General features: G+C 74.6%; 11 protein-coding genes. 5 read left to right on the top strand and 6 right to left on the bottom strand.

Going from position 1 to position 13,499, the window contains the following annotated elements:
* Positions 1–68: 68 nt before the first annotated feature.
* The gene (locus ABD976_RS17080; RefSeq protein WP_345364238.1) at positions 69–3,062 is read right to left on the bottom strand and encodes a GH116 family glycosyl hydrolase; all 2,994 of its coding nucleotides are present in this window, start codon (positions 3,060–3,062) and stop codon (positions 69–71) included.
* A gap of 106 nt (positions 3,063–3,168) precedes the next feature.
* Between ABD976_RS17080 and ABD976_RS17085 the strand changes: the two genes are divergently transcribed.
* From ABD976_RS17085 to ABD976_RS17095, 3 genes are all read left to right on the top strand, one after another.
* Positions 3,169–3,597 (top strand): phosphatase domain-containing protein, encoded by a 429-nt coding sequence (locus ABD976_RS17085; protein ID WP_345364240.1) that lies wholly within the window; start codon positions 3,169–3,171, stop codon positions 3,595–3,597.
* Between the two features lie 29 nt (positions 3,598–3,626).
* Positions 3,627–4,283: a transcriptional repressor LexA gene (lexA, locus tag ABD976_RS17090; protein WP_345364242.1), complete on the top strand. Its 657-nt coding sequence runs from the start codon at positions 3,627–3,629 to the stop codon at positions 4,281–4,283.
* A 95-nt stretch (positions 4,284–4,378) separates the two neighbouring features.
* Positions 4,379–6,625, top strand: a complete 2,247-nt coding sequence (locus ABD976_RS17095; RefSeq protein ID WP_345364244.1) for a molybdopterin-dependent oxidoreductase — start codon at positions 4,379–4,381, stop codon at positions 6,623–6,625.
* Here ABD976_RS17095 and ABD976_RS17100 read toward each other — a convergent pair.
* A complete protein-coding gene (locus tag ABD976_RS17100) occupies positions 6,599–6,778 on the bottom strand; it encodes a hypothetical protein (protein ID WP_345364247.1) in 180 nt (59 codons plus the stop codon). The two genes, ABD976_RS17095 and ABD976_RS17100, sit on opposite strands and share 27 nt — an antisense overlap.
* Positions 6,779–6,865: 87 nt before the next feature.
* Entirely contained in the window at positions 6,866–7,582 is a 717-nt protein-coding gene (locus ABD976_RS17105; protein WP_345364249.1) for a DUF2267 domain-containing protein, read from the bottom strand.
* Between the two features lie 176 nt (positions 7,583–7,758).
* On the opposite strand from ABD976_RS17105, the gene ABD976_RS17110 reads away from it, so the two are divergent.
* Positions 7,759–9,186 carry an aldehyde dehydrogenase family protein gene (locus tag ABD976_RS17110; protein WP_345364295.1) on the top strand — a complete coding sequence of 476 codons (1,428 nt, stop codon included), beginning with the start codon at positions 7,759–7,761 and terminating at the stop codon, positions 9,184–9,186.
* A gap of 16 nt (positions 9,187–9,202) precedes the next feature.
* Here ABD976_RS17110 and ABD976_RS17115 read toward each other — a convergent pair whose 3' ends face one another.
* The 3 genes from ABD976_RS17115 to ABD976_RS17125 all read right to left on the bottom strand — a co-directional run bounded on the left by ABD976_RS17115 (position 9,203) and on the right by ABD976_RS17125 (position 11,617).
* Complete coding sequence (locus tag ABD976_RS17115; protein ID WP_345364251.1) at positions 9,203–10,237, bottom strand: alpha-hydroxy acid oxidase; 1,035 nt, start codon at positions 10,235–10,237, stop codon at positions 9,203–9,205.
* 72 nt (positions 10,238–10,309) lie between these two features.
* The gene (locus ABD976_RS17120; protein WP_345364253.1) at positions 10,310–11,107 is read right to left on the bottom strand and encodes an MBL fold metallo-hydrolase; all 798 of its coding nucleotides are present in this window, start codon (positions 11,105–11,107) and stop codon (positions 10,310–10,312) included.
* Between the two features lie 15 nt (positions 11,108–11,122).
* A complete protein-coding gene (locus ABD976_RS17125) occupies positions 11,123–11,617 on the bottom strand; it encodes a DUF4287 domain-containing protein (RefSeq protein WP_345364255.1) in 495 nt (164 codons plus the stop codon).
* Positions 11,618–11,873: 256 nt separating this feature from the next.
* Between ABD976_RS17125 and ilvA the strand changes: the two genes are divergently transcribed.
* Positions 11,874–13,127 (top strand): threonine ammonia-lyase IlvA, encoded by a 1,254-nt coding sequence (gene ilvA, locus ABD976_RS17130; RefSeq protein ID WP_345364257.1) that lies wholly within the window; start codon positions 11,874–11,876, stop codon positions 13,125–13,127.
* Positions 13,128–13,499: the final 372 nt, after the last annotated feature.

Raw genomic sequence — 13,499 nt, forward strand, 5'->3', positions numbered from 1 at the left:
GGCGGCGGTTCCCCCGGAAGTTGAGGAACCGGGGGCGCTTCGCCGCCGCGGTGAGCCGGAGCGCGGGGTCAGAACTCGACCACCAACCGCTGGCCCTCCTCCAGGTGCAGTGCTTCGGGGAAGCGGATCAGCACCCGGTCGGCCGCGACCTGCGATTCGTGCGGCACCGGCGCACCGTCGAGCGCGACCTCGGTCGGCGCCGCCGCGACGTCCAGCGCCAGGGTGACCAGCCGCAACCGGCCGTGGCGCAGGTCGATCTCGCTGCGCCGCCGCGCGCCGCGGACCTGGGCGTAGCGGCCCCAGCCCGCGGCGCTGGTGAACGCGGCGGCGAAGTCCTCCGGCCGGATCTTCGGCGCGAAGCCGAGGTGGCCGCGCGGACCGTGGTGCTCGAAGCCCAGCGCGCCGAGGTAGACGCCGAAGCTGGCCATCGACCGGGCGTAGTGGTCGCTGCACTCGATCTCGTTGTAGGGGTTGCGGCGGGAGGCGTCGTAGCGGTCGTGCACCGAGCGGGCCACCGCCAGCCCCTCGGTCACCATGCCCTCGGCGATCAGGTGGGCGGCGACCTGGTACTCGATGCCGTGCCACGACTCGTTGAGGTAGCTGGTCGACCAGTTCGCCCCCGCTTCCTCGCCGCCGCCCCGCGGCCAGGTGCACATCACCAGGGCGGGCACATCGGCGTCGTAGAAGGTCCGGCCGCCCGGGATCGGGCTGGCCTCGCGGAATTCCAGCGGGCGCGGGACGAAGTTGTGCCGCCAGATGCTCTCCAGCGCGGTGCGGGTCTGCGCCGCGGGGAAGACCCGGGGCAGGTCGAGCTGCTCGGCCCAGCTCTGGCCGAGGAGCTGATCGGCGAAGCAGCCCCGGTTGGTGTTCACCGAACCGGGCCGCGCGGGATCGAGCTCGTGGACGTAGTACTCGCCGTTGAACAGCCGCCCGCCGAGCACCTCGGTGCCCCGCTCGGCCAGTTCCGCGCACCGCGCGGCGAAGTCGGCGTCCCCGCATTCCCGGGCCATCGCCTCCCCGGCGCGCAGCGCCGCCACGTAGAGCCCGGACAGCCAGCTGATCCGGCCGAACCAGGTGGCGTCCTGAGTGTTGGGCTGCGGACCGTCGAGCACCCCGTCGGCCCCGGCGTCGTGGCGCATCAGGTGTTCCACGGCCTGCCGGGTCCGCGGCCACATCCGGTGCAGCCAGCCGTCGTCGGCGCTCATCCGGTGCTCCCGGTAGATCCGCAGCACCGTGCCCGCCTGACCGTCCACCGCCGGACCCCGGTCGGCTTCGCCGCGCATGCTGACCTGCCCGGTGAGCTGGTGGAACCCGATGCCGAGGTCGACCCGCTCCCGGGTGTCGCGCTCGACGTCCGGGAACAGCCCGGCCACGGCATGCGCGTAGTGCCACACGTGGGTGCAGGTGCCCGCGCAGCAGTAGGCGCCTTCCCAGCCGTAGAACCGGCCGCCGGCGAACCGGTAGCAGGTGGAGGTGGCCAGGATCGTCGTGCCGGCGGCGACCCGCTCCAGCAGCCACCACGGCAGCGTGCTGTCCTCGTACCAGGTGCGCACCCACTCGGCGGTGCGCCGGATCAGCGGTTCGGCGCGCAGCACCAGCTCCCGCACCACGTCCGCGGCCACGTCGAAGCGCTCCGCGTAGTGCCTGCGCAACCCCGCCGCGCCGGTGAGGAAGCCGAGCCCTTCGCGGTCCGGCACCGGGAACGACCACGCCAGGTGGAAGCGCACCGTGCGCTGCTCGCCCGGGGCCAGTCGCAGCTCGGCCCGCACCGCACCGGCCGAGCGGTCGCGCACCCCGTCCGGCTCGACCTCGGCGGGCCGGGCGTCGAGCACCGCGCTCGGGGTGTCCCACGCGGCCAGCGCGGGGGTGGTGCTGATCCGGTCCGCGCCGGAGGCGGCCAGCGCCACCGTGCCGTGGTCGGGCAGCTCCGCCAGCGGCGGTCCGCTCGGGGCGTGGTCGCTGAGCACGATGCGCCCGGCGCCGACGTGCCCCCACGAACCGGTTTCGGCGTCGACGAGCTCGATCACCGCCTCGCGCCCCGCCCACGGCGCCACGTGCAGCACCCGGTCGGCGAGCTGGTCGCGGGAGGAGCCGGTGGCGGTGCCCACCACGGCACCGTCGACGAGCAGGTTGAGGCAGCAGGTACCGGGGAAGAACCCACCGCTGAGCCGGAACCGCAGGTAGTCGCGGTCGAGCCGGAACGGTGCGCTGCGCAGCGTGCCGGTGGCCCGGTCGCGGGCCGCGGCGTCGGAACCCGGCGCGCTGGCGTGGGAATCGACCATGCGCTGCCCGAAGGCACCGGACTCGCCCTGGTAGTCGGGACGGTCGACGAGGCGCACCGGGCCGTCGCCGAAGGCGTCGCCGGTCGCGGTCCACCCCCGGTAGGTCTCCTCGCTCCAGTCCTCGACGACGATGTCGGGCCGGGAATGCCCCGCGCGGGGCGGTTCGGTGGCGCTGAACTGCACGCCGCGCGCGCCGCCGGCGCGGAATTCCCCGGCGTGCAGCCGCATCGGGCGCCGCTGCCTGCTGTCCAGGCACACCGGGTTCTCCAGGAAGGCGGCGAGCACCACGTCGGCGGGTTCGGTGCCGTCGTTGGTCGCGGTGTACTCCAGCACGACGGCGGGGTAGGAGCTGTCCTCGATCTCGCCGGGGACGAACGGGGAGCAGGCCCGCAGCGCGATCCGCACCGGTTCGCCGCCGTAGTCGACCTCGGCCAGCGGTGGGCGGCCGGTGAAGACGGCGTCCGGGACGTCGCGCTCGTCCAGCCACCGGTCCTGCCCGCCGGTGCGCACCGCGACGGCGTGGTCGAAGGGCGAGCTCGGGGTGAGCGGGTCGAGGTAGTGCGCGTCCTGGATGTTGCCCGGGGGCCGCCGGTTGTCCACGTCCCACAGCCACGGCCTGCCGCCCGCGCCGAGGTAGAGCTGCCCGCAGCCGATGCCGCCCACCGGCATCCCGACGAAGGCGCCGTCGGCGGCCCGCAGCGCGCTCCCGGTGTCCCGCTCGGACAGCGAACGCCACCAGTGCTCGGGCAGTGCGTCGTGGTGCGGGTGCTCAGCGGGCACGGGAGCGCTCCTCGCCGTCGGAGGGCCGGGTCGGCGTAGTTTCCCGCACCCGAGGTCCGCGACGCACCGATCATCAGCTGATCGGAGCACGGTTACGCTCGGCGCCGTGACCGGATCCTGGGAGCCCACCGCGGCCGGGGTGCTGCGCCTGCCCTCCGGACGGCTGGTGCGCGGCCGGGGCCTGCGGGGCGGGCTGCCGGACGGCCCGCTGCCGGACTTCGGGCTGTACCTGGCGGGAAAGCGGCCCGCACCGCCGCGGTGGGAATCGCGCTGGCTGCGCTGGCCGGACTTCCGGTTGCCCGCCGACCGCGCGGCGGCCGACGCGGCGTTGCGCGAGGTGTGGGAGCGCGCCGCGGACGAGCGGGTGGAGGTCGCCTGCGGCGGTGGGCGCGGCCGGACCGGCACGGCGCTGGCCTGCCTGGCCGTGCTGGACGGGGTGCCCCGGGCCGAGGCGGTGGCCTACGTCCGCGAGCGCTATTGCCGGCACGCCGCCGAGACGCCGTGGCAGCGCCGGTACGCGGCCCGCTTCGGCTGACCGGCCCGCTGCCCTCTACCATTCGGCGGATGACCGCATTCGACGATCACGGGGTGTTCGAGGACGCCTCGGCGTTGCCGCCGCGGCAGCAGCAGATCCTGGCCGCGATCCGGGACTGGGTGCTCCGGTACGGCTATTCGCCGAGCACCCGGGAGATCGGCGACGCCGTCGGCCTGCGGTCACCGTCCTCTGTGGCCCGGCATCTGGCCAGGCTCGAGGAGGCGGGGTACCTCCGGCGGGGATCCGGGTTGTCCCGGCCGACCGACGTGCGCCCGTTCCTCCGGGCGGGCGGGGAATCGGAGACCTCCGGGGATTCGGTGCCGGTCCCCGTGGTCGGGGACATCGCGGCGGGCGCCCCCATCACGGCCGAGCAGCACGCCGACGACGTGCTGGCGCTGCCCCGCGAGTTCGCCGCCCGCGGCAACGTCTTCGCGCTGCGGGTGCGCGGCGACTCGATGATCGACGCCGCGATCTGCGACGGCGACGTCGTGGTGGTGCGGCAGCAGCCCGAGGCCCACTCCGGTCAGATCGTCGCGGCGATGATCGACGACGAGGCCACCGTCAAGGTGTACCGGCGCCGCGGCGGCCAGGTCCTGCTCGAACCGCGCAACCCGGCCTACGACGTCATCGACGGTGCCGACGCCGTGGTGCTGGGCATAGTCGTCTCGGTGCTGCGCAGCATCTGACCCGCGCGTTGTGAGATGCGCGGCGGGCCTTTGACATCGGTCCCGCGCCGGGCGACCGTGAGTCGGCCGACCACGACCGACAGGAGCGCCGCCCCATGGCCGAGCACCGCCAGCACAGCGCGCACTGGGGCGCCTTCCACGCGGCGGCCGGACGCGACGGGCTGGACGTGCGGCCCGATCCCGTCGACCCGGAGCCGTCCGCGCTGCTGCGCAACGTGCCCGCCTCGACCCGTTCCCGGGTGCTGCGCCCGCACGTCCGGCGCGGTTTCCTGGAACGCGGTCCCGGTCCGGACGACGCCCGGGGCCGCGACGAGCACGTCCCGGTCCCGTGGGAGCAGGCGCTGGACCTGGTGGCGGGGGAGTTGGCGCGGGTCCGCGCCGAGCACGGCCCGCAGGCCGTCTACGGCGGTTCCTACGGCTGGAGCAGCGCAGGGCGGTTCCACCACGCCCAGAGCCAGGTGCACCGGTTCCTCGGCGTGACCGGCGGCTACACCCGGTCGGTCGGCAACTACAGCTACGGCGCCGCGCTGCCGCTGCTGCGGCGCGTGGTCGGCGACGACGCCCCGGTCACCAGGCCGACGACCTGGGAGGTGCTCACCCGGCACACCGGGCTGTTCGTCTGCTTCGGCGGCATCCCGGCGAAGAACTCGCAGGTCAACTCCGGTGGAGCCACCCGGCACCGGACGCCGGGGCACCTGGCCGCGGCCCGCCGGGGCGGGGCGCGGTTCGTGCTGGTCAGCCCGCTGCGCGACGATCTGGCCGCGGAACTCGACGCCGACTGGCTGGCTCCGGTGCCGGGAACGGACACGGCGCTCATGCTGGCGCTGGCCCACGTGCTGATCACCGAGGGCCGGCACGACGAGGCGTTCCTGCGGCGCTGCTGCGAGGGCTTCGAGGCCTTCCGCGACCACGTGCTCGGTCGCGACGGCGGTCCCGCCAAGACCCCGGGCTGGGCCGAGGGGATCTGCGGCATCGCGGCGCCGGTCATCGCCGACCTGGCGCGGGAGATGGCGCGGAACCGGACCATGATCACGCTGAGCTGGTCGTTGCAGCGCTCCCACCGGGGCGAGCAGCCGCTGTGGGCGGGCATCGCGCTGGCCTGCCTGCTCGGCCAGGTCGGGCTCCCCGGCGGCGGGTTCGGCCACGGTTACGGCGGCATGTCCGGCGTCGGCGACGTGTCGCTGCCCTACCCGCTGCCGACGCTGCCGCAGGGCCGCAACCCCGTGCCCGACCACATCCCCGTGGCGCGCATCGCCGACCTGCTGCTGCACCCGGGCGAGACGGTCGAGTACGACGGGTCGGTGCTGACCTACCCGGACATCCGGTTGGTGCACTGGGCGGGCGGCAACCCGTTCCACCACCACCAGGACCTCACCCGGCTGCGCCGCGCCTTCGCCCGCCCGGACGCGGTGGTGGTGCACGAGCCGTTCTGGACCGCCACCGCCCGCCACGCCGACATCGTGCTGCCGAGCACCACGACCCTGGAACGCGACGACATCGGGGCGGCCCGCCACGACGGCGCGGTGGTGGCCATGCACCGCGTGCTGGACCCGGTCGGGGAGGCTCGCGACGACTACCGGATCTTCAGCGCGCTGGCCGAGCGGCTGGGCGCGGCCGCGGAGTTCACCGAGGGCCGCGACGAGCGGCAGTGGCTCCAGCACCTCTACGAGACCTGGCGGGCCGCGCTGCCCGCCGACGTCGCGCCGGCGGAGGACTTCGCCGGGTTCTGGCGCGCCGGCCGGGTGGACCTGGTCGTCCCGAACGCCGAGCACGTGCTCTACGCCGACTTCCGCGCCGACCCGGTGGCGCACCCGCTGCCCACGCCGAGCGGCCGGATCGAACTGCGCTCCCGGACGATCGAGTCGTTCGGCTACGACGACTGCCCACCGCACCCGACCTGGCTGCCGCCCGCCGAGTCGGCGTACCCGTTGCACCTGATCGCGAACAACCCCGCGACCCGCCTGCACAGCCAGCTCGACCACGGTTCGCTCAGCGCCGGGTCAAAGGTGCGCGGCCGGGAACCGGTGCGGCTGCACCCGGACGACGCGGCGGCGCGCGGCATCGCCGACGGCGACGTGGTGCGGCTGCACAACGAGCGCGGGAGCTGCCTGGCCGGAGCGGTGCTCAGCGAGGCGCTGCGGCCCGGGGTCGTGCAGCTGTCCACCGGGGCGTGGTTCGACCCCAGCGCACCGGAGGTCGCCACCTGCGTGCACGGCAATCCCAACGTGCTCACCACCGACGAGGGCACGTCCCGGTTGGGCCAGGGCACCACCGGCCAGCTCAGCCGCGTCGAGGTCGCCCGGTGGGACGGACCGCTACCCCCGGTGCGCGCCCACGGCTGAGGTCCGGTGCGCGCCGCAGCGGGCGCACGCCCGCCGCTCCGGGGCGCCGGGCACGGGCCGGAACCGGGCGTCCTGCCCGCACACCCCGCACACCGCCCCGCACAGCGCCGTCGGCGCGCCGCGGTCGAGGCCGGTGAATCCGAAAGGGGCCATGAGCAGCTCCTCGTTCCACATCGCGGTCGCCGCTGCTCCCTCGCCCGGGCAACACCACCGGGCTGACCTCGCGTTCCTGGTCTGCGGTCAGCCGCCGGAGCCGATGTCGGCGATGGCGTCGTCGATGCGCCGGGCGAGCTGCAGGTCGAGCTCGGTCACCGCGCCGAGCGACCGGGTGGACAGCGCGAACGAGACGGTGCCGTCGCCGTGGTCGTCGATGGCGGCGTGGTGGCTGAGCTCCTGCTGGGCGGCGTCGATCCGGTTGAACACCGGCTTCCACCGCTCCGGGGGCAGGCTCGCGGTCCGCTCGATGCGCTCGGTCGTGCCGGTCCAGCCGGGCATCTCGGCGAGGGTCCGGGCCAGCTCGTCCTGGTCCAGCGGTCGCGGGCGCGGTTCGGCCGCGGCGGCCGACCACTCCGGCGGCGGCCCTTGACCCGGGGCCGCGAACAGCGGTGCGAGCTCGTCGGGCAGCCGGTGCTCCAGCGAGGCGGTGAGCGCGTCGTCCTCGGCGGCGATCTCGGACAGCACCGCCTGCACCACGTAGCGGGCCTGCTCCGGCGGTCGACCCAGCTCGCGGGCGGTTTCGGCGATCACGTCCTGCTCCTGGTCGACCGCCACGTCCCAGTGCACCGACTCCCGGATGGCCCCGGGCAGCACCGTGGCGAGCTGCCGGCGGTCCACGGCGTCGAGGTGGCGGGCCAGGGCTTCGAGCGTGTGCACGGTCGCCTCGCGGGCGTCGGCCGCCGAGCCCAGCTCGGCCCGCTCCCGGACGCCTTCCACGAACTGCTGGTACTGGACGGGCATGATGCCTCCCCCACGCGCCGGACGTTGCTCCCCTCGGCGTTGCCCGGGCGCCGCCGGACCAAACCGGTCGGCTGATCGAGCGGTGCGGGGATTGACCGGGGCCCACCGCGGGCAATCCCAGGACCGGAACCGAGTGCGAGGAGGAACGCGTGGACCGTGCGGTGGCAGCGGAGTCGATGTCCGGCGGGCTGGTCGAGGCGACGTCGTGGGACGAGGACCGCGAGGTCGTGGAGGTGCGCAGCCCGCTCGACGGCGAGCTCATCGATTCGATCGTCGGGTCGGGCAGGCACGAGGTGGCCGCGGCCGTCGCCGCCGCCCACCGGGCCCAGGCGGAGTGGGCCCGGGTGCCCGCGGGGGACCGCGGCGCGGTGCTGGCCCGACTGGCCGACGCGGTCCGGGACGCCGCCGACGAGCTGGCCACCACGGAGCACCGGGAGACCGGCCGACCGCGCGAGCAGGCCCGGGCCGCGGTGGAAGCCGCGGCCGGCACCCTCGACGAGTACGCCGCGCTGGGGCCGGTGCACCGGGGCCGCTCGCTCAACGGCGAGCACGACGCCACCGACCTGATGGTGCACGAACCGCGGGGCGTCGTGGCCGCGCTGACCCCGTGGAACGAGCCGGTGGCCGTGGCCTGCGGAGTGCTCGGCGCCGCCCTGGTCACCGGCAACGCGGTGGTGCACAAGCCCAGCGAACGGGCCGTCCGGACCGGCGTGCTGCTGAACCGGGTCCTCGCCGCGCACCTGCCCGAAGGGCTGCTCGGCTCGGTGGCGGGCGGGCCGCGGTGCGGGGCGGAGCTGGTCGCCGATTCGACCCTGGACGTCATCGCGCACGTCGGCAGCACCGCCGCGGGCCGCAGCATCGCCGCCGCCGCGGCCGCCACCGGGGCCAAGACGCTGCTGGAGAACGGCGGCAACGACGCGCTGATCGTCGACGCCGGGATCGACCCGGAGCACGCCGCGGAGCAGGCCGCCGTGGGGGCGTTCGCCAATTCCGGGCAGATCTGCACCTCGGTCGAGCGCATCTACGTGCACCGCGACCTGGCCGAGGACTTCCTCGCGGCGCTGGTCGAGCAAGCGCGCCGCCGGGTCTTCGGGGCACCCGCCGCCGACGAGATCCCGATGGGCCCGCTGGTCGCCGAGGAGCACCGCGCCGAGGTGCACCGCAAGGTCCGCGACGCGCTCGACGCCGGAGCGACCCTGCTGGCCGGTGGTGTGCTCCCCGACGGCGACGGCAGCTACTACCCGGCGACCGTGCTCACCGACTGCCGCCCCGAGATGGAGGTGCTGCGGGAGGAGGTGCTGGGGCCGGTCGCCGCGGTGCGCGTCGTCGACGACTTCGACCAGGCGCTGCGCGAGGCGGCCGCCGACCGGCACGGGCTGGCGGCCACCGTGCTCACCCCGGACATGGCGCACGCCCAGCGGTCGTGGCGCGCGCTGCGCGTGGGCACGGTCAAGATCAACGAGGTCTTCGGCGGCGCCCCGGGCGGCGCCGCGCAGCCCAGGGGCGCCAGCGGCAGCGGTTTCGGCTTCGGCCCGGAACTCCTCGACGAGATGACCGCGACCAAGGTCGTCCACCTCGTCCCACCCGTGCTGCCGGGCACCTGACGGGCGGGCTCGGCCCTCACGGGCGGATGAGCACCGGCAGCCGCGCCACGTCGGCGACCTCCGGGCAGCCGGTGAGCGCCAGCAGCTCCGCGAGCTCCGCGCTGATCCGCTGCAGCACCCCGAGCACGCCCTGCATCCCGCTGCGGCCCAGGCCGTACAGCACCTGCCTGCCGACCAGGGCGCCGGTCGCGCCCAGCGCCAAGGACCGCAGGACGTCGGTGCCGGTGCTGATGCCGCCGTCGACGAGCACTTCGAGCCCTCCGGGGCCGTGGCGCACCACCTGTTCCAGCGCGGTGGCCGTGGGCACCGCGCACGGCAGTTGCCTGCCGCCGTGGTTGGACACCACCACTCCGGCGGCACCGGCCTCGCGGCAGCGGCTCGCGGTTGCCGCCGACAGCACGCCCTTGACGTAGACCGGCATCGAGGTGGCGCCGACGACCGCTTCCACGTCGGCGAGGTCCAGCGACGGATCGATCTCGACGTCGTCGGTCATCGCGGGGGCGACGTCGGCGCCGGGGCTGAACTCGGCCGCCCGCTCGCGCTCGCTGCCGCGCCGCACCGGCGCGTCGGTGGTGATCACCAGCGCGCTGCACCCCGCCTGCTCGGCGCGGCGCACCAGCTCCCGGCGCGCCCGCGGATCGCGCAGCCAGTAGAGCTGGAAGGCGCAGCGCGCCCCGGACTTCGCGATGTCCTCGACGCGGGCCGAGGCCATCGTCGAGACCACCAGCGGGATCCCCGTCTCGGCGCAGGCCGCGGCGATCTCCAGGTCGCCGTGCGGCCAGATCCGCGCGGGCAGGCCCATCGGCGCCACCGCGAACGGCGCCGCGGCCGGGGCGCCGAGCACCGAGGTGGCCGTGCTGACCCGGGACACGTCGCGCGGCAGCAGGTGGCCGAGGAAGACCTCGTCCCACGCCTCGCGGTTGGCGTGCTTGGCCACTTCCCGGGAACCCGCCGCCCCGGTGATGAACGCCCAGACCGGATCGCTCAGCACCGCCCGGGCCGCCGCCGCCTCGTCCTCCGGGGTGATCGGAGCCGGTGGGTTCTGCACCATGCCCTGCATGATGCGAGCCCGCCGCGACGCGGCATAAGGGCCGATCGGCGCACAGCGGCGCGGGTCGGCCGCTCAGCGCTCCAGGACGAAGTCGAGGTAGCGCCGGGCCGATCGCTGCACGATGGTCGAAGCCCGGTCCGGCAGCACCGCGTCCCACCACGCCCCGTAGAGCGCCTCGAAGCGGTAGCCGGCCAGCAGCTCGGCGGCACGGCGCACCACCCCGGGCCGCTCCGGGATCAGGTTCGGGTAGCTGTACATGAACGCCACGTGCTCCCGGTCGGGGATGACCTGCACGATGTCGCCGCTGAACAGCGACCCCGCGCCGCGCTCCCAGTGCAGCACCGTGCCGCCCGCGAAGTGCACGCCCAGGTTCAACAGCGTCAGGCCCGGGGCCAAGGTCGCGGTGGTGCCGTCCCACAGCTCGATCGCCGGATCCGGCCTGCCGATCCACTCCCGGTCGGCGGCGTGCAGGTGGATCGGCGCGTCGAACGCCCGGCTCCACTCGACCATCGTCGTGTAGTAGTGCGGGTGGCTGATCGCGATCGCCGACACCCCGCCGTGCGCCCGCACCGCTTCGACCAGCGCGTCGTCGAGGTAGGCGGCGCAGTCCCACAGCACGTTGCCGCCCGGCGCCTTGATCAGCAGCGCCCGTTGCCCGATCGCGAACCGCGGCTCGCAGCCGAGCCCGATCACCTCAGGGCCCTGCTCGCGCACCACCGCCGCGTGCTCGCCCGCGCGCAGCGACTCCAGATCGGTCCACCGCTGCCCGGAGGGCGGGACGTACTGCCGCTCGTCCTCGCAGATCGGGCACTCCGGCCGGGGTTCGGCGTACTGGGTGCCGCAGGTGACGCACACGGGCAGGACGGACATCGGCGCCTCCGGTGATCAGCCGCACTGCGAGTATGCCACCTGCAGCAGGGCTTCGACCTCACCGTCGATCTCGGCCACCGACCCCAGCTCCAGCCGGTGCACCCCGTCCGCCGCCTCGGCCATCCGGTCCGATCCCGGCGGATGCGCGAAGCGCAGCTCCAGCAGCACCCCCGCACCGCGCGCGGCGGCCGACGCGAAGGGGCGCCCGCGCCGGAACAGCACCCGGCCGCCGTCCTCGTCGGCCACCACGTCGTCGCCGAACTGCTCGACCACGTCGCGCAACCGCTCCACGACCGGCCGCGGATCCGCGCTCGCCCGCGACGCCGCGTCGGCGACGGTCCACGCCGGGCCGCGCAACAGGCCGTGCTCGGTGCGCAGCCACCGGTGCACGGCTTCCTGGTCGTGCGGGTCCAGCCCGCTCGCCCGCACGATCCGCACCCACTCGTCGAGGGTCCGGCCGGTGCGCACCACCACGCTCCCGATCGCCGCTGAGGTGCTCGTCGACGCCATGCCCGGAGGGTAAGCAGGCGACGTGACCCCGGCCACTCGCGCGCGGAGCCCGAGGCGCCCGGCGCATCGCTGGTCCGGGTGAGATGCCCGGCCGCCGCGCGGCCGCGAGGGCGGGCCTCGCCCCGCGCGGGCACCACCCCGGCGTCCGCGCAGGGACTCCGCAGCAGGTCAGCCCCGTCCTGGTGACGCTCGCCACGGTGTGCCCGGTGAGGGCGCCCCGCTCCGCACCGCAGCCGTCGAGCGGTCTTAGTATCGAGTGGTGTACGACGAGTTGACCCCCGCAGCCATCTACCGCGCCGCCACCCGGTTGAGGCCGGTCGCGCGGCGGACTTCGCTCGACGAGAGCAGCCGGTTGAGCGCCGAGCTGGGCGTCCCGGTCCGGCTCAAGCGCGAGGACCAGCAGCTCTGCCGCTCCTACAAGATGCGCGGGGCGTTCAACCTGATCTCCTCGCTCGGGCCGGAGGAGCGCGAGCGCGGTGTCGTCTGCGCCAGCGCGGGCAACCACGCGCAGGGCCTGGCGTTCAGCTGCCGCGAGCTCCAGATCAAGGGCCGGGTGTACCTGCCCACCAACACGCCCCGGCAGAAGCGCCGCCGCATCGCCGCGATCGGCGGGGAGTGGGTCGAGCCGGTCATCGTCGGCAGCTCGTTCGACGAGGCCAGCGTCGCCGCGCAGGAGGACGGCCGGAGCACCGGCGCCGTCTACGTGCACCCGTTCGACGACGCGCGGACCATCGCGGGGCAGGGCACCGTGGGCTTGGAGATCGCCGAGCAGCACGAGGGCCCGATCGACACGGTGATCGTTCCGGTCGGCGGCGGCGGACTGCTGGCCGGTGTCGTGCTGTGGCTCAAGGAGCACTTCCCGGACGTGCACGTGGTGGGCGCCGAACCGGCCGGGGCCACCAGCCTGCGGGCCGCGCTGGACAACGGCGGGCCGGTCGCGCTGCCGCACGTGGACACCTTCGTCGACGGCGCGGCGGTCGGCCGGGTCGGCGACCTCGGGTACCGGGTGGCCCGCGACCTCGTCGACGAGCTCGTCGCGGTGCCCGAAGGTGCCGTGTGCACCGAGATGGTCGACCTGTACCAGACCGACGGCATCATCGCCGAGCCCGCGGGTGCGCTGGCCAGCGCGGCCGCTCGGATGCCGCTGGAGCGGGCCCCGCGCGGACCGGTCGTCTGCGTCGTCTCCGGTGGCAACAACGACCTCAGCCGCTACGCCGAGGTCGTGGAGCGCTCCCTGGTGCACGAGGGGCTGCGGCACTACTTCCTGGTCTCCTTCCCGCAGGAGCCGGGGGCGTTGCGCCACTTCCTCGACGACGTGCTCGCCGAGGGCCAGGACATCGTCGCCTTCGAGTACGTCAAGAAGAACAACCGGGAGCACGGGCCCGCGCTGGTCGGCATCGAACTGGACCACGCCGGCGAGCTCGACGAGCTGCTCAAGCGGATGAAGGAGAGCCCGCTGCAGATCGAGCAGGTCTCGCCCGGCTCGCCGCTGTTCTCGTTCCTGCTCTGACGAGCCCGCCGATCTTCGTCCTGACCTGCGGGTTCACCCTTGATCGGGGGGTGGTTCGCAGGGGGTTCGACGGGGTGTGTAGAGTTGTTCAGGTCAGCGCGGAACGGGCCGGGAAACGGACCGGGCGCTGGCGGGGATGGCGAACCAAGCTCCTGCTTTCGGGTGGTAGAGTGGGCTGTCCGTTGAGAACTCGATGCGGTGGCGTGAAGCGGCCGGGATGAACGGGGACCCCCCGGGAAAGCCGGTGTTTCGGGCCTGCTAGGGTGATCAGCACCGAAACGACATGGGAATTGCTCCCCGCGACTGTGCGCCTTGTTGGGTGTGTGGTTGTGGTGTGGGTGTGTTCTTTGAGAACTCAACAGCGAACTGTTT

The sequence above is a fragment of the Saccharopolyspora cebuensis genome (genome assembly GCF_039542665.1).
Classification (GTDB): Bacteria; Actinomycetota; Actinomycetes; order Mycobacteriales; family Pseudonocardiaceae; genus Saccharopolyspora; species Saccharopolyspora cebuensis.